23 protein-coding genes and 1 riboswitch are annotated in these 20,555 nt (G+C 48.0%); of the genes, 21 read left to right on the forward strand and 2 right to left on the reverse strand.

Annotated features, from left to right (window positions below; translation table 11 throughout):
* Positions 1–287: 287 nt before the first annotated feature.
* The 18 genes from CVU77_06505 (at position 288) to CVU77_06590 (ending at position 15,173) form a co-directional block, all read left to right on the forward strand.
* The gene (locus CVU77_06505; GenBank protein PKN01121.1) at positions 288–581 is read left to right on the forward strand and encodes a hypothetical protein; all 294 of its coding nucleotides are present in this window, start codon (positions 288–290) and stop codon (positions 579–581) included.
* 30 nt (positions 582–611) lie between these two features.
* Positions 612–1,802, forward strand: coding sequence for a hypothetical protein (locus CVU77_06510; GenBank protein ID PKN01122.1), 1,191 nt, complete (start codon positions 612–614; stop codon positions 1,800–1,802).
* Between the two features lie 99 nt (positions 1,803–1,901).
* Positions 1,902–2,456, forward strand: coding sequence for a hypothetical protein (locus CVU77_06515; GenBank protein PKN01123.1), 555 nt, complete (start codon positions 1,902–1,904; stop codon positions 2,454–2,456).
* Positions 2,457–2,506: 50 nt separating this feature from the next.
* Positions 2,507–3,454, forward strand: coding sequence for a hypothetical protein (locus CVU77_06520; protein PKN01124.1), 948 nt, complete (start codon positions 2,507–2,509; stop codon positions 3,452–3,454).
* A gap of 391 nt (positions 3,455–3,845) precedes the next feature.
* Positions 3,846–4,538, forward strand: a complete 693-nt coding sequence (locus CVU77_06525) for a hypothetical protein (protein PKN01125.1) — start codon at positions 3,846–3,848, stop codon at positions 4,536–4,538.
* A gap of 65 nt (positions 4,539–4,603) precedes the next feature.
* Entirely contained in the window at positions 4,604–4,876 is a 273-nt protein-coding gene (locus CVU77_06530; GenBank protein PKN01126.1) for a hypothetical protein, read from the forward strand.
* 94 nt (positions 4,877–4,970) lie between these two features.
* Positions 4,971–5,222 (forward strand): hypothetical protein, encoded by a 252-nt coding sequence (locus CVU77_06535; protein PKN01127.1) that lies wholly within the window; start codon positions 4,971–4,973, stop codon positions 5,220–5,222.
* Positions 5,219–5,638 (forward strand): putative toxin-antitoxin system toxin component, PIN family, encoded by a 420-nt coding sequence (locus tag CVU77_06540; protein ID PKN01128.1) that lies wholly within the window; start codon positions 5,219–5,221, stop codon positions 5,636–5,638. Before CVU77_06535 ends, CVU77_06540 begins: the two co-directional genes overlap by 4 nt.
* Before the next feature lie 259 nt (positions 5,639–5,897).
* Positions 5,898–6,182 carry a hypothetical protein gene (locus CVU77_06545; GenBank protein PKN01129.1) on the forward strand — a complete coding sequence of 95 codons (285 nt, stop codon included), beginning with the start codon at positions 5,898–5,900 and terminating at the stop codon, positions 6,180–6,182.
* Positions 6,166–6,396, forward strand: coding sequence for a CopG family transcriptional regulator (locus CVU77_06550; GenBank protein ID PKN01130.1), 231 nt, complete (start codon positions 6,166–6,168; stop codon positions 6,394–6,396). The genes CVU77_06545 and CVU77_06550 overlap by 17 nt, the downstream gene beginning before the upstream one ends.
* A gap of 334 nt (positions 6,397–6,730) precedes the next feature.
* Positions 6,731–6,833: riboswitch (cyclic di-GMP riboswitch) on the forward strand.
* 126 nt (positions 6,834–6,959) lie between these two features.
* The gene (locus tag CVU77_06555; protein ID PKN01131.1) at positions 6,960–7,901 is read left to right on the forward strand and encodes a hypothetical protein; all 942 of its coding nucleotides are present in this window, start codon (positions 6,960–6,962) and stop codon (positions 7,899–7,901) included.
* Positions 7,902–8,459: 558 nt separating this feature from the next.
* Positions 8,460–10,703: a hypothetical protein gene (locus CVU77_06560; GenBank protein ID PKN01132.1), complete on the forward strand. Its 2,244-nt coding sequence runs from the start codon at positions 8,460–8,462 to the stop codon at positions 10,701–10,703.
* Between the two features lie 55 nt (positions 10,704–10,758).
* Entirely contained in the window at positions 10,759–11,619 is an 861-nt protein-coding gene (locus tag CVU77_06565) for a hypothetical protein (protein PKN01133.1), read from the forward strand.
* Positions 11,620–11,703: 84 nt separating this feature from the next.
* Positions 11,704–12,444, forward strand: coding sequence for a hypothetical protein (locus CVU77_06570; protein ID PKN01134.1), 741 nt, complete (start codon positions 11,704–11,706; stop codon positions 12,442–12,444).
* A 13-nt stretch (positions 12,445–12,457) separates the two neighbouring features.
* Positions 12,458–13,123, forward strand: a complete 666-nt coding sequence (locus CVU77_06575) for a hypothetical protein (protein ID PKN01135.1) — start codon at positions 12,458–12,460, stop codon at positions 13,121–13,123.
* Positions 13,124–13,357: 234 nt separating this feature from the next.
* Complete coding sequence (locus tag CVU77_06580; protein PKN01136.1) at positions 13,358–13,675, forward strand: transcriptional regulator; 318 nt, start codon at positions 13,358–13,360, stop codon at positions 13,673–13,675.
* A 13-nt stretch (positions 13,676–13,688) separates the two neighbouring features.
* Positions 13,689–14,009, forward strand: a complete 321-nt coding sequence (locus CVU77_06585; GenBank protein PKN01137.1) for a sulfur reduction protein DsrE — start codon at positions 13,689–13,691, stop codon at positions 14,007–14,009.
* A 36-nt stretch (positions 14,010–14,045) separates the two neighbouring features.
* A complete protein-coding gene (locus CVU77_06590; protein PKN01138.1) occupies positions 14,046–15,173 on the forward strand; it encodes a hypothetical protein in 1,128 nt (375 codons plus the stop codon).
* A gap of 219 nt (positions 15,174–15,392) precedes the next feature.
* Here the strand turns inward: CVU77_06590 and CVU77_06595 are convergent, their stop codons facing one another.
* Positions 15,393–15,659 carry a hypothetical protein gene (locus tag CVU77_06595; GenBank protein ID PKN01139.1) on the reverse strand — a complete coding sequence of 89 codons (267 nt, stop codon included), beginning with the start codon at positions 15,657–15,659 and terminating at the stop codon, positions 15,393–15,395.
* A gap of 360 nt (positions 15,660–16,019) precedes the next feature.
* Between CVU77_06595 and CVU77_06600 the strand changes: the two genes are divergently transcribed.
* On the forward strand, positions 16,020–18,050 hold the full coding sequence (locus CVU77_06600; GenBank protein PKN01140.1) for a hypothetical protein: 2,031 nt from the start codon (positions 16,020–16,022) through the stop codon (positions 18,048–18,050).
* 65 nt (positions 18,051–18,115) lie between these two features.
* Here CVU77_06600 and CVU77_06605 read toward each other — a convergent pair whose 3' ends face one another.
* The gene (locus tag CVU77_06605; GenBank protein PKN01141.1) at positions 18,116–19,117 is read right to left on the reverse strand and encodes a hypothetical protein; all 1,002 of its coding nucleotides are present in this window, start codon (positions 19,115–19,117) and stop codon (positions 18,116–18,118) included.
* A 283-nt stretch (positions 19,118–19,400) separates the two neighbouring features.
* On the opposite strand from CVU77_06605, the gene CVU77_06610 reads away from it, so the two are divergent.
* Positions 19,401–19,730 carry a hypothetical protein gene (locus tag CVU77_06610; GenBank protein ID PKN01142.1) on the forward strand — a complete coding sequence of 110 codons (330 nt, stop codon included), beginning with the start codon at positions 19,401–19,403 and terminating at the stop codon, positions 19,728–19,730.
* A 16-nt stretch (positions 19,731–19,746) separates the two neighbouring features.
* The gene (locus tag CVU77_06615; GenBank protein ID PKN01143.1) at positions 19,747–20,412 is read left to right on the forward strand and encodes a zinc ribbon domain-containing protein; all 666 of its coding nucleotides are present in this window, start codon (positions 19,747–19,749) and stop codon (positions 20,410–20,412) included.
* The last annotated feature ends 143 nt before the right edge of the window (positions 20,413–20,555 follow it).

Below are 20,555 nucleotides of genomic sequence, written 5' to 3' on the forward strand. Positions count from 1 at the left end.
CGCCGTCCATTCAAGAATGATTTCGCCGTCTTTGAGTCCTGTCAGCGCCGTTAAATTGGAAACAGAACCGGGTGGAGTGTAATACATTACACAAACAGCACTTGTGATTTTTGTCACATTTTTGGGGGCATATTTTCAAATTTGTGTCCCTTGCGTGTATTTTTCGTCGGAGCGCCCGCGCAAGTATCTTTTGCCGTTTCCAGGGGTTTAATGAAAGGTTGTTTTGGTTCGGGGGCATATAAAAATTTATATACTGGAAGAAGCTTCTGCCGCAATAGGCAGAAATGATGAAATGTACAGAGTTCTTTTACGGAGCGGTAAAAATGTGTCAACAGAGCGCTCTTCCTCGAAGGCAGTTGAGAGAAAATCTCTGCCCAAATTACAAAGTGGAGGTTTTTTATATGCGTAAGATTCTGCCATTGCTTGTTTTTGCCTGTGTCATAAATTTTATATTTTGCGCCCGTCTTTTTGCGGCGACGCCAAACAGGATTAGCTATCAGGGCATACTGAAAGAAAAGGGAAATTTTGTCTCGGCGACAAAAACGATGAAATTTTCTATTTTTGACGCTCTGACCGGATGAACAGAGGTTTGGACAAGCGGAAATGTTTCAGTGGAAGTCAGTCAGGGCGTCTTCAGATATGTATTGGAGCCGACGGCAACTAACTGGGAAACCGGAACATACTTTTTACAAACTACGGTTGAAGGCACAGTATTGACTCCCAGAGAGGAACTGGTTTCAAGTGTATATGCTTTGCAGGCAAAAAGTGTGGATGACGGCGCAATTACCGCCGCTAAAATAGCGAATGGGGCTGTTACATCGGATAAAATAGCGGCCGGCTCCGTCGGCCCTGCCAAAATAGCGGTCAATCAGTTTTACGATATTACAGTGGCCTCCGCTTCAAATGTCGTTCCGACTATTGCCAGCGGGAATTACTTCAATAATGTTAAGGTGTCTTCTGCGATATACGCCGACAGCGCAAACACTGCCGCGACGGCGACCAATGCGACCAATGCGACTAATGCCACAACCGCCGCTACGGCAAACGCCCTTGCATCCGACAGTAATCACTTCAACAATGTTAAGGTTTCAAGCGCAATCTACGCCGACAGCGCGAACACCGCAAATACAGCGACCAGCGCCAACAGCGCAACGACTGCCACGACAGCGAGCGGATTAGCAAGCGGAAATTATTTGAACGATGTCCGAGTATCCAGCGCCATATATGCCGAGAGCGCAGCGATAGGTTCCGGAGATTATTTGAACGATGTGAAAGTGTCATCTGCAATCTACGCCGATACCGCAAACACCGCCGCAACGGCGACTAATGCGACTAATGCCACAACCGCCGCCACGGCAAACACCCTTGCATCCGACAGCAATCACTTCAACAATGTTAAGGTGTCTTCTGCGATATACGCCGACAGCGCAATCGACATTGAGTGTAGAGCATCCACCGGCACAATTATCACGGCATACAACGGGAATGCGCAATACACAGGTGTAGTAATTTATAGTTCAATGACATCCACACTATCAGGGTGCAGCACTTTTTATTTAACGAATGACGGCACGGAAACAGGAACCGCCTTATTTACGAGTATTTATTCGGCAAATGCAACTGCAAAAACCGATACGGCAGCGGCAATAAGTGTCCCATTGGCGAGTATAAAATTTATATCAGAAGATCGGAAAAGAATTATAGTAAATGTCGTAATAGGAATAAATCTTGGGGTTTTAGGAGACACTATTGAATTCGCGCAGGATGGGACACAAGTATATTTGACCGTATTTGGACAGTAATAATGAAGCAATGGGATCGGAGGAAAAGTTAAGTTGACAAGATGGCAGGTCGATAAAAATGGGTAGAAATGGGGGGCGATTCTGATCCGGAGGAATTTTGTGGCCACATCAAAAAAAATAGTGCTGTCGCTGCCGGTATTGCTGTTGATGGGGTCCGCCGGCGCGTTCGTTATATCCGGCGGAGATTTTTCGCTGATTATGCCGGGGCTGAGTTCCGCATTTGCCCCCGCGGCGTCTTCGGGCGGTGATTTTTCGGTTGTTTCCTCAGTCGGACAATCCGCAGGGACGATATCACTTTCAGGAGGGGATTATTCAATATCGGGAGGACTCTCGGATGTTCTTGCGGCCTCATCTTATCTGAAAACCGATCTCTCCGAAGTCATAGTATTTCCAAATCCGTTTAAGCCGGGAAGCGGCGGCGCTTACGACGCAGCCGAAATTACATTCAGAAATCTCACACGGAAATCAACGATTAAGATATTCAATATAGCCGGCGAACTCGTCAAGACAATAGAAGTTGACAACGTCGCAGGCGAAGAGAAGTGGAACGCAAAAAATGATTCGGGCGAAAAAGTCGCAAGCGGTGTTTATATTTACTATGTTTCTACCGACGGTGGCTTGAAAGCCAAAGGCAAGTTTGCGATTATCAAGTAAAGGAATAGAGCCACAGCGGTGTCTTGTTGCCGTAAAATCCGGAGAGGATTATGCGTAAAAATTTATTTTTATCTTTTTTCGTTACGTGCTGGCTGTTATCGGCCGTCTGCCACGCGGGAGCCGGCACATCGGGAGCGCAGTTTCTTAAAATAGGAATTGACGCAAAAACGAGCGCTTTAGGCGGAGTCGGCGCGGTATCAAGCGGGCCCGAGAGTTTATTTTTAAATCCCGCGGGTATTTACTGCGGGTCGGCACGGACGGCCGTAAATCTTTCTCAGGCGATGTGGATTGAGTCGGTGAACTATTCAAATGTGGCGATAAGCCGCGAATTTGGTTTCGGCGCGCTTGGCTTGGGCGTTAATTATCTCTCTGTGCCCGCCATAACAAAGTACGACTCCGCCGGCGCAAAACAAGAGGAAAGTTATTCTCCGACGGATATGGCGGTAACGCTTGGCTACGGCAACAAAATAAGCGCTGCTTTGAGTTACGGCGTTAATGTCAAATATATCTCAAGCAAGATTGACACTGAAACAGCCGCGGCGTTCGGAGGCGATTTGGGAGCGCAGTACTTGTTTAACGACTTGCGGCTTAAACTCGGAGCCGTAATTCAAAATATCGGGACGCAGTTGAAATATGTTAATGAAGGCGACCCTCTTCCGACGACGTTTACACTTGGCGCCAAATATACGCTGCCTGTTAATTCGAAATTAGACGAGTGTTTTAAGATTGACCACGGCGTCAATTTTAATCTCGACGTAAATTACGTTAATGACAGCGGGGCGATTGGCCGGTTCGGGATAGAATACGCAAGAAACTTTGGAGAGTTTGGATGCGCCTTGCGTACCGGATATAAGACAAATGTGGCGGGACTAACGGGATCCGCCGGTTTGACCGCGGGGCTTGGATTGGAATATAACGACTATTCTTTGGATTACGCTTTCGTGACTTACGGTGTTTTGACGGATGTACACAGAATTTCGCTTGGAATGAAATGGTGATTTGACGAAGTGTCCTGATATGCGGTCCCGTTTGTAAAAGAAGCATACGCGCTTTTGCCGGTTGCCGCACGGTTTTCACCCGCCTCTCTATTTCACTAAACCCCCTCACAAATCAAGCCGAAACTTCAAATTGACGAGCCATCAAAAAGGTTCGAACAACTTGTCACCCGTAGGGTGATCGTCCAGCCCTGGGAGTTTTTTATTTTTACCGTCGAGCCGTCGACGGAAAAAACATTCCGCAGAAGTTTTTCTCCGAGGGAAACTACCTTTCAAGTTCTTCCAAAATCCGCTTGATACTAAACATAGCTATTTAGTATAAAGTGCCCATAAACAGGCGGTTGTCCGTCAGCTGTAAGGGGAAATGTTGCGGGGATGAGGGGGGAATTTTCTTATGAAGTTTCTACCTAAAAATATCTATCTTCGGTCGTTTGTTTTGGTCGCGGTTTTTTCCGTTCTTGCGGCGACGTGTAGAATTGCGCCCGACTTTCTGAATCAAATGGATGCGAAAATAGGCGAGCGCTTGCTTTTATCCGGGGATTGGAACGGAATAAGAAAATCTCTGGAAAGACCGAGGCCTTTTATCAGGCGTCATCCTGTGGTGAATTATCTTCTGGCCAGGGCATACTCCGAAACTGATGACCGCGATGCCTCCGAGCGCCGCCAAAAATATTTTTGCCGTGTCATCCGCACCTACCCCGAACTTCTTTATTTGAACCAATGGCTTGACATGTTGAATAACACCTATCAGGGCAATCCTCACATACTGCACACCTTGGCCGAATTGTACTATTCTCTTTACTTGCGATCCGGGCAAAAAGAAAATAAATATCTGATGTCGGCTGCCGAATATCTTGACAAGGCCTTAAGCGTCGAACCGTCGGCGGAAAACCTGCTTTCATTCAGGTCGGCGATTGCCGCTGATATGGGCGAACCGAAATCGGCGTTGAAATATTTGAATATGGTCAAAAGCCCGTCGCCCGTAACGTTGCTTAAAACGGCCTCTCATCTTAACAGCGCCGGCTTTCGCAGGGATGCATCGCGGGATATCCCGATTATTATGCGAATGATTTTGCCAATCTTATAATAGCGGGTTATCACGGCGGGAATAAAGAATATGACAAGGCCATAGAATTTGCCGAAAAAGCTTTGGTGAAAGGCGGGCGCAACAAAAGCACGGCTTATCGTCTGATTGCCTCGGCCCTGCTTGACAAGGATGACATAAGCGGCGCCATCCGCGCCTGCCAAAAAGCCGTATCGCACTCCGGCGAAATCCGAAAGTGGGAAAGACATAGATATGAAAGACTTGAGCAGATTTATAGGTTCGCGCGGCGGGTTCATCTTATAGACGGCAACTTCGTGAAATCCGATAAATACAACCGCCGATTGACAGTTCTTTATAAAGAAAAAAACAAGTGTAACTGATTCCCATCCGAAGCATATTTATAAAAAACCATTGACTTTCCGGCCGGTTTATGTTATAATGTAACACAAATGTAACACATTCGGAGGATATGGTATGCTTTTCGCAAACGTAAGAGAACTTAAACTTGAAACCAACAAAGTCCTTGATTCAAGCCGCACCAACGGCCCCGTGGTCATTACCCGTCGCGGGCGCCCCGTGGCCATAGTCCGCTCGGTCGATTCTGCCGATTTCACCGTAAATGCCCGGCCGCTGTGGTCGCGCCTCCGCGCGGGAGCCGAGCGCGCGGGCTATAAGGCGTCCGGCGTCGACAAACTTATCAGACAAACCCGCCGGGCGGTAAAATGAGTTCCCGCCGCTTAAAGGTCGTAATAGACACGAACATACTTGTGTCGAGCTTATGGGGAGGCAAGCCCGGCAGAATAATCGAATTATGGGACGAGGGGAAGCTGTCTTTGATTGCCAGCGAAGAAATCCTCTCCGAATATTTCAGTGTAATCGAAAGATTCGACATAACCGACGAGGATATGGAAGATTTGGCGGTACTTTTCGCGAATCCGCACAAGGCGGTTATCGTTGAGCTGCGCGCTAAGGTAAATATCGTTAAAAAAGACCCCGCCGATAATAAGTTTCTTGAAGCCGCCATTGCCGGGCATGCTGACTTTATAGTCAGCGGCGATACTCATCTTTTAGAAGTGAAAAAATCGGTGAATATCCCCATAGTGACGCCCGCCGAATTCCTGAATATTTTGCATAAGGGATAGCGCGCCACCCTATTTGACCGTCTGCCCGCCCGTCGCTTTTGGCATAAACCCCTCAAAAATCAATCCGAAACCTTAAATTGACGGACCGTCAAATAAGTGCAAACATCGTTCAGTCGGGGGATTTCGCTTTTTTATCGTCGGAGAAATAACTACCCCGCGCTGGACGCTCGAACCTGATTTTGCCTGCCTCAGATAAATACGCGTTATAAAAAACTCTTGACTTACCATATATTTATATGTATAATTACGTCGAAACCTTATGGATATCAAATCGGGCGATTTCGTCTTGGACAGGAATAAAGAAATTCTGAACATCAAGAAACACGGCGTTGATTTTCATACGGCTGCTCTTGCGTTTAAGGATGCTACAAGAAAGATATTTGTTGATGAACTCCACAGTAAAGATGAAACTCGGCTGTTTTGCGTGGGGAAAGTGGATGGCCGGCCGCTGACGGTAAGATTTATTTACAGAGGCGGAAAAATCAGGATTTTCGGCGCCGGTTACTGGCGCAAGGGAGCGAAATATTATGAAGAAAACGATTGACGCCAATATGCCCGTGGGCAAACTAAAGAAAATCGCGGACTTTCTGCCGTCGCCGGATGAACTGGCGCTGCCCGAAGACAAAATCAAGGTCACGATAGAGTTGAGTAATAAGAGCGTTGACTTTTTTAAGCAGGAAGCAGCCAAGCGCCACACCAAATATCAGAAGATGATACGAAATCTTCTCGACAGATATACTCTCCAGCATAGTCGTTGATGGTGGTGTGGGGGCGATCCATCCCGCTATGGACTTCGCGCCAACTTTCACTAAACCCTCTCAAAAATCAGCACAAACACCTAAATTAGCCCCCACGAAATAAGTTCGAACAACTTGCCCCGCCTTGGCGAGGTCGTCCACCCCGGGGAGTTTTTTTATTTTTTACCGTCGAGCCCCCGACGGTAAAAACGGCATCCCGCCTTCAGTAACGCAAATTTAAAATTATCTTTAGGGTATATTTTACTCAGCCGTATTGCCGCCCCCGCCCCGTTTTTCATTTTCAAAAAAACCTTGATTTTGGACGGGATTTCTGATACAAGCTACGTGTAAGAGTCAGCGACAAAGGCAAACCACGCCGAAAGGGTGGGACGCAAAGCCACGGGACTAAATCACGACGCAATGAAAGCGCCGTGACATTTGTTCGCCGGGTTGCCGAAAGACATATCTGATGTTTTGCCCGACCGGAGTGCCGGAATTTTGCGTTTGTGTCTTTGTAGTTAAACGCTGGTTTTTGGCATTCCGGTTTTTTTATTTGCGGATGCCGGGTTTTGGGGGTTATTAAAATGCGCGTAATACTCCGGTTTTTTATTTTTGTTGTTCTTGCCATGCCGCTGTGTACCCGCGGTCTTTTTGCGGCAAAACTTACGTTGGAGGAAATAGGTTTCGTCGTTCAGTCATATTACAGGAATAACGTCACGACTCTGGTTGTGTCTCTGGACAGAAAAATCCCTACTATGACGACGCTTTATGCCAAGAGAAATATCCCTGTGCTTGTGGATGACTTTTTTCATGAGGAGAACGAAAGATTTTTTTATGAATCGACGTCGCCCGGTCATCGTCAAATCGGAGAGGGGGATAAGATTTATGCGCTGATGGATGAAAGTGATGCGCAAAAAAATATACCGGATGTATACATTAAACTGGAAAAAAAAGATTTTACCGACGTCTTTGTTCCCAAAAAAGAGGGCCGAGTTTTTGCTTATCACAGATATAAAGTACATTTTAATCGCGGTTCTTTGCACGGTGTCAAGGAAAGGGACGTCTACGCGGTTTATGATTCAACCGGCAAATATCAGGGTAAGTTTGAGGTATACGGAATAGGCGATAAAGAGGCCGTGGGCGAACTCTATGGCCGCCCGAAAGAATATATCAGGTCGGAAGACAAAGTTGTTCATCTCGGCACGAGAAAATGGTTCAGTTTGGGACTTTTCTTCGGCGTGCCGCTTTCGGTGCCGTCGGATGAAGATAAGCTGGAGGGTTTTGAAAAAGATGTATCTATGCGGGGCGGCGGCATCTTGTGGCAGTTTAATTTCGGCGATGGCTGGAGCGCCTGTCTGCAGTTTCCGCGCGGCGACAGCGGTTCGTCATATGGATATTCACAATCGAGTTATAGATATTACGCATTATCTTTCCAATTTCCATTTTATGTCAAGAAACTTTTTCTTTCCGGGATGGCTCTCCCCTTATGCGGGGTTGGGCGCCGGATTTTCTTCCGCATCGTTTAGTCACAACATTTACGATGTTTCGACAGATAAGCGGGAAGTAATATATTCGGACAGTGCGAACTACAGCGGTCTCGCGCCGATATTGGTTTTAGGCATTGAATTATTTCAATCGGAGCCACTAAGGATGCATTTACACTATGAATATCTGCATTTGCCTGAACTAAAGGGCAAATACGAAAATCATACTTATCGCGGCGGTGTATTATCGGCGGGAGCGTCGGTCAACTGGTAGCGCCCGCGCATTCGTGAAATCAGGATTTGTTTTGTAAAATGTAACCGAATCTTGACCCGGCCACTCCTCGAATTATATTTCTTCGACGGATATTCCCTTAAAACAACACGCCGAATCTCTCTTGACTTTCCTTTGCCCATTTAGATAAAATGCTCTCATAAGCGCGGCCATCCCGTGGCCGCAAGGGGAAATGCCGTGGGGATAATTAAAGAATTCCGGTCTCGCCCGCGTCGAAAATTTTTCTTTTTCCGGCATCAATCGGTTTGTGTTCCGTATTTTTTACGGACGCGGGGAGCGCGTTCATTATGTCGAGTTAAGGGGGATATATGATTATGAGGAAAAGTGTAAGTCGTATTATTCTTTTGCTGTATTCATTCCTACTGTGTGCGGACGGTCATGCGCAGGAAAAAGAGGCCGTTGAGTCATTTTTACTAAAGCAATCCACTTCGACGTTTATTGACAATGCGCGGAATTGGGTCGCCGTAGCTCCCGATAACGCTCCGGCTCGTCTGTTTTTGACATTGGCGTACGATGTCGTCGGAGATACGCGCGCGTGGAGTCAGATGTGCAAATGGAGAAAGAAGTCGGACGATGTTTTGGCTTACACGGAAGAAATTGTTCGAACCCAACCCCGCTCGCCGCGCGCCCTCGGAGCCCGCGCATACACACTTTACGTGCTGGAAAGAAATGACGCAGCGCTTGAAAATATCGACAAAGCAATTGCGCTCGATAATGACGATTCATGGCTCTCTTATACGGCGGCTATGATCAACTACCGGTTGCGTAATTATAAAACCGCCGGCGGACAGTTCTTGCGCGCCATCGAGCTTGAACCCGACAACCCCCGCAAACACAAGGCGCTTTCTTTTGCAGGCGCGGCGCTGTATTGGGCGCAGGATTACGGTGCCTCCGGGCAATGCTTTGAGCGTCTTCTTGAATCCCAGTCCGGCGATTTTTACGGGCTTTCGTGGCTTGCGAGAGTTTATGAAAAAAGCGGAAAATACAAGGATGCTCTCGAAACTTACGAAAACGCGCTGCGGGCAAAGGATAAAAGCGGCCCGGGGATAGAGGAAATCAAAGGGCGCATAGCCAAGTTGAAGGGAATCAAGCCCCTGCCGCCGATACCTGTTCTTGCTTCGCCGGATGAAGTCGAACTTCAGCGCGGAGAGATTATTATCACTACCATAGGAGATGTCGACGGTGAAATGGTATCGGCGGTAGCGGCGCATCTTGAAAAAATTTTTCGATTTAAGGCCCGGATAATGCCGCCCATTTCCATCCCACCGGAAGCTTATAATGCCCAAAAAGACCGGTATCGGGCGGACATACTGTCGGAAGAAGTCGGAAAAAAATACGGTTACGACATTCCGCACATTCTGGCGCTTACAAATCTTGATTTGATAGGACCGGACGGTAAAAGATGGTGGTCATGGGGCGCTATGGGATTTGGGGTTCAAGTGGTATCGCCGCGCATGTTCAAGACGCACGACAAAGAACGATTTTTACACCGCACCTTGGTTGCGACACAAAAAAGGGTAGCGCACACATTCGGAATCCCCACTGTCAGAGACAAGAATAATTTCGCTTTTTCGCCGGCGCGGGGTTCAAGTCAACTCGATGTTATGTCCCTGGCTCTGGCGCCCGGCCAGGCCTCTTGCGCCGAGTTCACAAAAAGATATGCACGGGAAATATCGTACTCCACGGTTACCGACGAGACGATTGAGCGTTTAAGCAAAGAATCCGAATCGGGAGGATGGATCTCGTCAGTTCTTTATGCCTGGGCGCTTATGGAACGTTACGCTCTCTCCGGCGACTCGCCGAACAAAGAAAAATTGAAACTCGCGGAGAATATTTTGCTGCGCTCGACGGCAATAAAACCAGCCGAGGCTTTTGCCCGTTTGGGCCTGGCAATTATCTACGGCGAGGCCGGCGATGGCATCCGTTCTTCCGCCGAAGCATCGAAAGCCGTGAAGTTGAATTCCACGGTTCAAAATTTATTTTATTTCCCCGGCCGCGCTGCGCTGTCGCGCGGCGATTATGTCCGCGCCGCTATACTGCTTGACAGAGAATATTTCCTGCAGGGCATATATGTGCAGAAATATATTGGCGGTTCCGAGTATCGGCTGGAGCTTTTTGCCGCCGAGATATCGTCGAGACCACGTCTTTTTAATGCGGGTCTGACGCTGTCCAATTATTTTTATCACATTAAGGAGTACGACAAAGCCGCCGCAATTCTTGATAAAACTCTTTCCGCCGCCAATCCGGCTTATTCGCGAAAGCGGCGCTACGCGGCGTGGGGGCATAATCATCTGGCGTGGACTTATACCAACAATCTTGAAACGAAACTTGATGATGCTCTGCTCAATGCGAAGATAGCGGTTTCACTGGAACCGAAATGCGGAGCTTACATAGATACTCTCGGCTGGACGTATTACAAAATGGGGAACTATAAAAAAGCGCTGCCCCTTCTTAAAAAAGCGTCTAAATTGGATCCCGACCCGGAGATTAAAGAGCACATAAAAAGTACCGAAGCGGCGTTGAAAAAGCCGCCATTGACTTCGGCTTATTAGCCATTTTAATTGAGGGGATGGCAACTATTATTTTGAGAATGTCGAGGGATATATTATGTTGCATATGAAAAGCGTCGGTTTTTTAGCGTTTCTATTTACCCTGTTGACAAATTTGATGCGGGTTTCCACGGTTTCGGCCGATGCGGCAAAGGATTTGGAGTATAAGAAACATTATGACCGTGCGCGGGAACTGATGAAGTCAAAGGATAAATCCGATATAGAATCCGCAATCAAAGAACTCAAGCAAGCCGTTCCATCCAAACGTTCCGCCGTCTACACGTCACTTGGTAATGCGTATTACAGGATAGGCGATATGACGCAGTCGATGTGGGCTTATCAAGAGGCCATAAGTATCAATCCTAACAGTGCGGCTTCTTATTACGGTTTGGGACGCATATACCAGAAGAACCGTAATTATGACAAGGCCGAAGAGATGTTTAATGAGGTTATCAAGATAAATCCCAATAGAGCGGCTACTCACCGAAGGATGGCTTCCGTCCAAAGTCACAAGGGTAATCACGAAGATGCCTTGGCGTCTATAAATAAAGTGATTTCTTTAAAAAGCGCCACCGCCAGAGATTATTACCATATGGGCGTATATTACGGCTTACAAAATAAGCATAAGAAAGCTCTCGAATCTTTTGAACAGGCGATTCGAATGGACCCTAAAGACGAGTATTCGCTCTATTCCGCAGGAAAAAGATATTTATCGTTTGAAAGATATGATAATGCCACAGATTGTTTTAAAAAAGTTTTAGCCATAAATCCGCAACATCAACGCGCACGGTATCAATTGGCGATTTGCTATGATAAAACCGGCCAAAAAGACAAAATTACGCAGGAATACCGTAAGGCCAAGGATGCGGGTGACATAGATTCATTACGGGCGCTCTCGGATTTTATCGACGAGGAATAATGCTTGTATACCGGTCGGCAATTAACTTCGAATCCCCGGGTAAGCGCAATAAATAATTGAATTCATTTTCAACAGGGAGGCAACATGGAAGGCGTCATTTTAGTTGTGCTGGCCGCGTTAGCTTACGCGTTTTTCGGCTTAAGAATCATTTATCAGTATGAGCGCGCGGTGGTTTTTACGCTCGGAAAATTCGCCGGAGTAAAAGAACCGGGTTTGAGATGGATAGCGCTGGTTTTTCAGACGATAAGAAAGGTAGATTTGAGAATCAAAACCGTCGATCTCCCGCGTCAGGAAGTAATAACCAAAGACAACATCCCTCTGCTTGCCAACACCGTGGTGTATTTCAAAGTATCAAAGCCCGAAGACGCCATAATAAAAATTGAGGACCACGCCTATGCGGTGCGTCAATACACGCAGGCGGCCTTGCGCGACATCGTCGGAAACAGCGAGCTCGATTTTGTGTTGACCGAGAGAGAAAAAATCGCGGGCAGCATCAAAAGTATCGTTGACGCCGAGACGAGCGGATGGGGAGTGGACATCGAATCCATTAAAATTCAAGAGATTGAACTTCCCGCCGAGATGAAGCGCGCAATGGCTAAACAGGCCGAGGCCGAGAGAGAAAGGCGCGCCATGATAATCGCCTCCGAGGGCGAGCTTAAGGCCTCGGAGAACCTGCGCGCCGCAGCCGAAACGCTCTCGAAAAGCCCCGCGGCGATACAACTGCGCACTCTTCAGACGATAAGAGACATCGCCTCCGACCCGTCGGAAAAAATCGTCCTGTTTCTTCCGTCGGATATTGTTGAAACGGTAAAAAAACATATCTGAAGGCCGCCGCGATATGCTCGAAAGAAAACTCCGGTATCTTCAACTCGCATTCAACTACGACATCGCCCATGCCGTGACGACCATCGGGCGCATACCGCAAAGCGACAGGATTTTGATTGAAGCGGGCACGCCTTTCATCAAACGCGAAGGATTGCGCGGTATAGAGCGGCTTGCGTATTACCGCCCCGGTCGCGTCGTGGCCGATTACAAGGTCGCCGATGGCGCCGCCTCGGAGGTCGCTATGGCCGCCTCGGCCGGAGCGTCGGCGGTGACGGCTCTCGGCAGTTCGCCGCGCGAAACGTTGTTGATTTTCGTGGATGAATGCGCGCGGCTGGGAGTGGTTTCGATGATAGATATGCTCGGCGTCGAAGAGCCGATGAGGGTTTTGCGCGGGTTGCGCCGCTCGCCCGACTGCGTGATAATCCACAAAGGCCGCGACGAGGAAAGAACGCGCGGCAAGTTAATTCAGTACAAACACATCAATAAGATAAAGAGCAAGTATGACGTTCTGATCTCGGCCGCCGGCGGAATAGATTTAAGAGAGTCCAGAAGCGCCATATTCAACGGAGCCGACATCGTGGTCGTAAATCTCGTAGAAAGCGGCGCCGGATTGACGGGCATAGATACCGCTTCCGATATCGGAACGGTTTGCAAGCAGTTTCTGGACACGATAAGTTGATTTCGTGCCGGATTCTGCCGCGCCGCATCACATCGGCGCCTTTCTATTTCAGCAGGCCCACTCAAAAATACATATAAACACCTGAATCCGCCCGGTCGTCGACTTGAAAAGTCCCCGCCATTCAAACCGCTTTGCAAATCGCCGTCTCTCTTTGACTTGACAACGCCCCTCGCTATTTTATATAGTTAACCAGTTTACTAACAATCATACTTACTAACCAAAGGAGATTCTTAAATGGACGAGATTTATGAGCTGCACGCCGAAGTGTGTAAAACGCTGGCCAACCCGGTAAGGTTGATGATAATAAACACACTGAGGGCTAAAAAGATGTGCGCGAGCGAAGTTCTCAAAAAAGTGAAAACCAACAAAGTCATCCTTTCTCAGCATATGTCGTTGCTCGTGGAGCAAGGAGTCGTAACGGCCGAAAGAAAAGGCAGAAATGTTTTTTACGAGTTAAGTAACCCCGATATAATCAAGGCGTGCGACATAATGAGAAAGGTCTTGGTAAGAAATCTTCAAAAAAACAAAAGGTTGCTGGGAAAAATCAAATAAACAGGAGGTGTTTATGAAACTGGGTATTGTTCTTTATTCAAACGACGCGGAACTTGTCTGGAATGCGTTTCGTCTTGCCAATTTCGCGCTCCATGAGAAGGATACCGTCAATGTCTTTCTTTTGGCCAAAGGCGTCGAATATGAAAAACTCTTAAGCGAAAAATACGACATCGTCGCGCAGGCGCAAAAGTTTCTGGACGCCGGCGGAAAAATCCTCGCCTGCGGGACGTGTCTGAAACTCCGTCAACAAGACGGAAGCCAGCTTTGTCCCGTCTCTACTATGAAGGATTTACACCAAATTATCAGAGAGTCCGATAAAATAGTGACATTCTAATCCCCGGCAATATGTGTATGATAACATAACTGAGAAATGAAGAGGGTAAATAATATGAAGTTCTCGCCGATTAGATTTCAGGCCGCGCTGGCGGCGGCCGGCGTTGCTCTTATGCCTTTCGTATATTTGCAGTTTTCCGTTCCGCACGGAAACGGGATAATCGGATTTTCCGATATATCCGGCTCTGTCGCGGCGGGCTCCTATTTAATAATGTTTCTCGTCGGCATAATGGCGGCCTTTACGGCCGCGCATTTTGTTTTAACGACGGTTTATCTGAAAGATTTATTTTTGTGGATTTCGGACAAAAAAGAATTCGACGATTTCCTCGGCAATCCGCTGACGAATACCGGAATTTTTTCGCCGATAATTTCACTGGCTATGAGCATAAACGTTGTTTTGGGGCCGGTAGTTTTTTTCTTTGAATTCTCCGGCGATGTCGTTCAGTCGATGCTTTTGCCCGTTTTTATGATATGGGGAATTCTCTGGGCTCTTTTGCTTCTGGCCGAAGCGAGGGTTCTCAAATTATGGTTTGTGAAACCCGTAGAAACCGAGAAATTGAATTTCGGCTGGCTGCTGGACGTATTCGCCTTCGGAATGGTTTCGCTGGTCGGAGCCGGCATAGCGGTGCTGTCCGTAAAAAGTCATATCGCGTCATCCTCCGCATTGATGACGATAGTCGCCCTCGCCGCCGGGGCGTTTATTTTTGCCGCAAAACTCGTCATACTGATTTATCATCAGTTAAGGGCGGAAAAATTGCCCGAGAAATCGTCTCTGCCGGGATACTTCACCGTCGTTCCCATACTTTGTCTTTTCGGCGTGAGCGTTTATAAATTTAACATATACCTAAAAAATAAATTCGCCTATGATTTGGGGGCCTTTTCGTTTTTTGCCGTTGTGATTTCTTTTGCGGCTGCCGTCCTTTGCATTTTCCTGATAACGTATCTGCTCGAGGAATATTTCAGAGAAGAATTCGGCAAAAAAGAGTTTTATCCGAGTTTATGGAGTCCCGTCTGCGCTTTGGTGGGGTTTGAGGTCTTGGGTTGTTACGTCTACGGGAACTACTATCGGAGCCCGGCGCTGCTGTTCGTGTGTTTCTTGAGCACCGTTATGGCGGTCGTTTTGTACGCCTCCAACTTTTTGAAATACCGTCGTTATGCGAAATAAAACCGGAGCGGCTCTTTAATGAAACATATCTATCTGGACTATAACGCGACCACGCCGGCTCGAAAACTCCGTCGGCGGTATTGAGCGCGATGGGTGTTGCCCCGAACGTCGCTTTTTCTGCCGTCAGAATCAGTATGGGTCTTTTTACGACGGAAGAAGAGATAGATTACGCATTGAAAAAGATAAAGTCGGCCGCGGGCTGAAGAATTTCTTCCGGCTTTACCGGCCGTTTTTAAGCACGTGGATGATTTTCGACAATTCGGGCGCCGAGCCGTTTCTCATCGTCGAGGAAAAACAGAGGGAACTCAGCGTCAAGGATAATGATTTGTTCGCCGCAATTTTGACAAAGGCCACTCCGAAATCAAGCCAAACCCTCAAAGCCCCGCCTGACTGAATCAGTTCTGACAACTTGTCACCCGTAGGGTGATCGTCCACCCCGGGGAGTTTTTTGTTTTTTCCGTCGAGCCATCGACGGGGAGTAAGCATTTCACGCTTGAATTATCGCCTGCAATTACGATTGACACGCCCGTGTTATTTTGTATAATTTGCTTGCGTCAGGGCGCATCTTCGCTCGCCGCAAGGGGAAAACCGTTGTGGGGATGACGGGATTTTGTCGCATATTGCCATTCAACAAAATCAGGATATCCGATAGATATATTTTGGCGGACGCCATTGCCGTCGACGTTATGGCATTTGAAACCATCGTCGCTAAGATGTGACGCTTATGGAAACACCGCAATGCGCCGCGAATTGACTGAAGCCGCGCAGTGGAACACCCTCTGATAGAGCCCCTTCGGCAAGTCGTAAAACTGCGGGCTAACCGGCGGTGGAAAGGAGAAAATAATTATGAGCGAAGAAAATAAGCAGGAAATCATTATGGAATGCCGGGCGAGTTATTCTTTGAGCGATGAGGCGGGCCAAACGGCGGCGAGCAAGGACGCTCAGGCCATATTGAAGGAAGAAAGTATCGCCATTATGCCTAAGTTCGGCGAGCCGTTGTTTTTTTCTCTGAGGGATATTCTTGAAATTTCCGGGGGCGACTATAAAATTTATCTCGCCTTGACTTCAAAAGAGAAACTTACAATTTTTGATCTTGGATATAAGCGCGAGGATTTCCTGCGCGTTCTTTCGCGTCTGCGCAACGAAATTATCCTGAAAGATATGTTGATGCATGAAACGCTTAATAAATCCGGAGTTGAAGCGGAGTTCGTTTATTTTGACGCCGCCGGCAATGAAAAACTAAAAGGAAAATGCGAACCGCGTCTTTATGAGACAGGCATAGTAATAATACCCGAAAGAGGAGAACTCGTCCGCATCCCTTACAGCGACATCTCAGGAATCGTGGACGAAGATTTTGCCCTTGCCGTCGCCACGGACTTTGGAGAAAAATTTATTTTTTCAAAAATGGGCGGGCAATTTAATCCGTTCACGAAAACTCTCTCCGACTCAATCAACGAACTTTCTCTTAATGTCCAATCGTCCCTCAAAGAATTATTGCCTGAATCCGACCCGTCGGTAATAAGACGAGCCGCCCGGATTATGAAAGAAGGCAAAGCGGCGCGAAGAAGCGACATCGAATCAATTTCTCCTGAACTCTGGACCGAATTGGAAAAGAAATTGGAGCCGGCGGGGATAAAAGAAGAATACGATTTTCTGAGGTCTCTTGCCCGGGAAAAGAAAATGTGTATCGGATTAAAACGCGGACTTTTAGGCGATTTGACCGGCGAGTACGTCTGGTTTTTGATTCCTGTGTACGGCGCGAACCCCGACGAGCCGGGTAATGCGGTCGCTATGGAAGCTATTTCAGGCGAAGGCGGCGGCAAGGCGACTTATTTCTTCAGAATCGTAAGCAGAAAGGATTATCCGGATTTTAAGAATATAGAAGATTTGCACAAGGAGACGGACAATTTCATCGGGAAAATAAATCGTTGTATGCTCGCCATAAATTTCAGGAGGGAACCTGTTTACTTACCGGACGAACGGCTGGAAGAGCCGCAGTACCGGAAATATAAATTCGCTATTGATAAAATACCGGCGCTTCGGGATTTGCGGCATCTTTTTATCGGAAGAGTGATACATTCCTCGGCGGAGCAGTGGAAGAAAGATGTGATGGATTTGTTGAAGTTTAACGTAAGCGCGCGGGATGACGATGCCAAATGGAGCAAAACAAAAACAGCGTCGGAAATAACCGGCTATGTGACGGCGCTGGATTTTGACCCAAAATCTCTTAGGGATATAACTGACACGCCCGAAGCGAACGCGATATTTAAAGATAATCCGATTGAAGGGGTTATTCCGCCAAAGTCAAAGGCGCGTTTGACTTTCAGGACTTTTTGTTTGGACGAGGGAAAGCTTGCGCCCGACATAAATACGCCTTATATATTTTCCTACGAGAAACTTGATATGCCTATGTCTTTAAAAATCATGAAATACTTTGCGGGGCATCCCGAAACAGAGCAGGCATTTTCGCAAAATTTAATCTGGAAGCTATGCAGGAAACCGAAATTTGAAGAGTTGACAAAAGAAGAACAAGAGTTTCTTTTCAAAACAGACCCTTACGCGGACAGTGAAGTCAACAATTATAAGAGCGTCAAACATGAGCAATGGAAGGGGCATCCCCAAGAACTCTGGCCCGAAGAAATTATTCCGCAGCCAATTCCCCGCTCAAATATTTTTGCCAAGTTCGTAAGAGCGAAAGGATTTTCCGAGGGAGAAGTCGAGTTTTATAATCCGACAGAAACGTCGCAGAAATTAGTGTTGATAGGTTCAAGTTTGGCAGGCAACTTTTTCAACGCGGTATGTCAGCGCTTGGGGCTTGTTACTCCGACGGTGAGAAGAACACGCGGGTTCTTTACGTCAGACAGCGTCAGGGGATGACAGATGAATAGAGTCAATTTCTCCGACGAAACGCGAGCGTAAAACCTTTTAATAAGTTACGGCAGTCACCGTGTCTTGACGGCTTCAGGTGAAGGCGCGCGCAAATGGTTGATCACCGTTACCGCGGCGTTGGCGCGGAAACCGGTGGCGGGTTTAGCGCGCAAATGGTTGATCACCGTTATCGCGGCGTTGGCTTGCGCTTCAGTTCCGCTCATTATCCCGACAGGCGTTTCGTGATCGCCGCCCGGCGATGCGTAGCCGACAAAACAGATTCTTCCGCGGATTTTTTCCGCGCCGATTTTACCTGAGACAACATCGGCCAGCGAAAATGTTTCAATACTCCCGGCCGGCCCTTTGTAAGATATTTTCGCCAGACCGCCGTTGTACAGTGGCACGGACATATTGCCGAGTTTAAGCACATGCAGCGGCATGCCGAACAACAATACCGCCGCAAGAGAATTTCCTTCTATTGACATTGGTTCTTTGACACCGATGTATTCACGCGCGACCGCGAAGGCGAGCGCCGGAATGAATTTGACCTTGTCTGATGCGCGGGCAAGCGGTGCGATTCCTTTTACGCGCATGCTGTTTCCTGTCCACATCTCGCCGTGGGCAACTGCGCGCGCGTTTTTCTTTAACGCGCCTATCGGATAGATGATCTTTTCCTCGTCCGCAGTTGCCAGAAGTATGACATTGCCGGCGCGGCCGATGGCCCGGGCGAAACGCTCGTCTTCCTGCCTGCCGTGTGAAGACGGCAGGTCAAAAAGTATATTTATGGCAATTATGGCGGCGCTGTGACGGGTAAGCGCGTCCACGCAATCGGCGTAAACGCCGCGTTTGAGCGGGAAGCTGCCGAAAGTTCTTATCGTTTTTCCGTCCACTGCGATTATGGCGACGCGCGGTTCGTCCGCCGGAGTTAAAGCCCGCTTTTTTTGCGCGCAGGCCGTCGGAATGAGCATTAAGAGCGCCGCCGCCGAAACGGCTCCGAACGGCCGGAAAGCGCGGAGATTCTCCGTCGCGCTTTTGCGGCGCGAAATTGTTTGAAGAAAGTGCCTTGGCATTTTCATTTCTGACTCCTTTCAAGGGAAAATTTTGCCGCGATGCGCGGTTGTCGCCGGATTTGGTAAGCATCGACGGCTTTCGTGACATTATAACACCACAATGTAACGAAATTGTTACGTAATCCACGGTGAAAGAAAATTAAAAACAGGGCGGCGCCGCAACACTAAAAGAGCCAGAAAATTGTCGATCCCGCCGCAAGAACAATAGTTGCAATCACGCGGGAAACCATATGCAACCGGGCAATGCGGAGTTGGATTTATCAAAAATTAAAGAAGGAGGTGATTGATTATGCCGGGATACAAACATCCGTGTAATTATTGCGGCAAACTGATACCGCCCGACTCAAATGTTTGTCCGTTATGCGGCAAGGTAAACCCGCTGGGTCCGTTAAGATGCCCCAAATGCAGGAATCCAATCCAAAAAGATTGGAAGAAATGCAGCAATTGCGGGATCTCCCTGGAAATTGCTTGTCCAAAATGCGGCGAGACAACATTTTTTGGGGACTACTGCGAACATTGTGACGCACGGTTGGTTGTCGTCTGTCCAAATCCAAAATGTAAAACAGACCAGCCGCCGGTCGCAGAGAAATGCATAAAATGCGGTAAACCGCTAAAATAAAACGGAGGATAAAACTATGGCGTTGCAACCATTTACAAGTAATTTCGCGGACAACAGCACGGATGCGGGTTTTCAGTTCACGTTTTTTTGCGATGTGTGTCGCGAAGGATACAAAACGAAATTCGTCGAGAGCAAGTCGCACAAAAAAGGTCAGTTCTTTAAAAACCTGGGAAAAATCGCAAGCGCGGCGGCGCAGATCACAGGAAAGTACAATATCGGTTACGGCGTGGACAGAGGAGCCGATGTAATATCGGGCAGATACAGCGGAATGTCGCCGGATTGGCACAAGGAACACGAGGCGGCGTTCGAGTTCGCCCAGAACGAGGCGAAGCAACACTTTCACCGTTGTCCTAAATGTAAAAAATATGTCTGCGAAAACGACTGGAACGAACAGGAAGGACTTTGTGTAAACGATGCTCCGAGAGTAAACGTCGAAGTGGCCGCCGCCAAAGCCCAAAAGGCGGTGGAAGACATAAAAGCGAAAGCGGCCTCGACACAGGTTTTTACCGGCGAGATAGAAAGCAAGCAAACGCTCTGCTCCCAATGCGGCAAACCCGCCGGCGAGGGCAAGTTCTGCAACAACTGCGGCGCATCGCTTGACTTAATAAAATGTTCAAAGTGCGGCGCGCAGAGTCCGGCGCAAACGAGATTCTGCGGAGGTTGCGGCGCAAAATTCGAATAAGCGAATTGCCGTCGCATATCTTCGGAGGAACCGGAAATCTCCGTCCGGACATTCGGTTTGACGGGCGCAGATAGGGGGATTAGTGTGGCGCCGGGTCGCGCGGGGTAACTCCGGCAATATCGCCTTTTGAGTCCGTCACTATA

The organism is Elusimicrobia bacterium HGW-Elusimicrobia-1 (genome assembly GCA_002841695.1).
GTDB lineage: Bacteria > Elusimicrobiota > Endomicrobiia > PHAN01 > PHAN01 > PHAN01.

Excerpts from the sequence above, each read along its gene's own strand:
- CVU77_06570 (PKN01134.1), top strand. The coding sequence starts at position 11,704 with ATGGAAGGCGTCATTTTAGTTGTGCTGGCCGCGTTAGCTTACGCGTTT.
- CVU77_06605 (PKN01141.1), bottom strand. The coding sequence starts at position 19,117 with ATGAAAATGCCAAGGCACTTTCTTCAAACAATTTCGCGCCGCAAAAGC.
- CVU77_06610 (PKN01142.1), top strand. The coding sequence starts at position 19,401 with ATGCCGGGATACAAACATCCGTGTAATTATTGCGGCAAACTGATACCG.
- CVU77_06595 (PKN01139.1), bottom strand. The coding sequence starts at position 15,659 with ATGCTTACTCCCCGTCGATGGCTCGACGGAAAAAACAAAAAACTCCCC.
- CVU77_06600 (PKN01140.1), top strand. The coding sequence starts at position 16,020 with ATGAGCGAAGAAAATAAGCAGGAAATCATTATGGAATGCCGGGCGAGT.
- CVU77_06520 (PKN01124.1), top strand. The coding sequence starts at position 2,507 with ATGCGTAAAAATTTATTTTTATCTTTTTTCGTTACGTGCTGGCTGTTA.
- CVU77_06575 (PKN01135.1), top strand. The coding sequence starts at position 12,458 with ATGCTCGAAAGAAAACTCCGGTATCTTCAACTCGCATTCAACTACGAC.
- CVU77_06615 (PKN01143.1), top strand. The coding sequence starts at position 19,747 with ATGGCGTTGCAACCATTTACAAGTAATTTCGCGGACAACAGCACGGAT.
- CVU77_06540 (PKN01128.1), top strand. The coding sequence starts at position 5,219 with ATGAGTTCCCGCCGCTTAAAGGTCGTAATAGACACGAACATACTTGTG.
- CVU77_06535 (PKN01127.1), top strand. The coding sequence starts at position 4,971 with ATGCTTTTCGCAAACGTAAGAGAACTTAAACTTGAAACCAACAAAGTC.
- CVU77_06545 (PKN01129.1), top strand. The coding sequence starts at position 5,898 with ATGGATATCAAATCGGGCGATTTCGTCTTGGACAGGAATAAAGAAATT.
- CVU77_06505 (PKN01121.1), top strand. The coding sequence starts at position 288 with ATGAAATGTACAGAGTTCTTTTACGGAGCGGTAAAAATGTGTCAACAG.
- CVU77_06565 (PKN01133.1), top strand. The coding sequence starts at position 10,759 with ATGTTGCATATGAAAAGCGTCGGTTTTTTAGCGTTTCTATTTACCCTG.
- CVU77_06585 (PKN01137.1), top strand. The coding sequence starts at position 13,689 with ATGAAACTGGGTATTGTTCTTTATTCAAACGACGCGGAACTTGTCTGG.
- CVU77_06555 (PKN01131.1), top strand. The coding sequence starts at position 6,960 with ATGCGCGTAATACTCCGGTTTTTTATTTTTGTTGTTCTTGCCATGCCG.
- CVU77_06550 (PKN01130.1), top strand. The coding sequence starts at position 6,166 with ATGAAGAAAACGATTGACGCCAATATGCCCGTGGGCAAACTAAAGAAA.
- CVU77_06560 (PKN01132.1), top strand. The coding sequence starts at position 8,460 with ATGATTATGAGGAAAAGTGTAAGTCGTATTATTCTTTTGCTGTATTCA.
- CVU77_06525 (PKN01125.1), top strand. The coding sequence starts at position 3,846 with ATGAAGTTTCTACCTAAAAATATCTATCTTCGGTCGTTTGTTTTGGTC.
- CVU77_06590 (PKN01138.1), top strand. The coding sequence starts at position 14,046 with ATGAAGAGGGTAAATAATATGAAGTTCTCGCCGATTAGATTTCAGGCC.
- CVU77_06580 (PKN01136.1), top strand. The coding sequence starts at position 13,358 with ATGGACGAGATTTATGAGCTGCACGCCGAAGTGTGTAAAACGCTGGCC.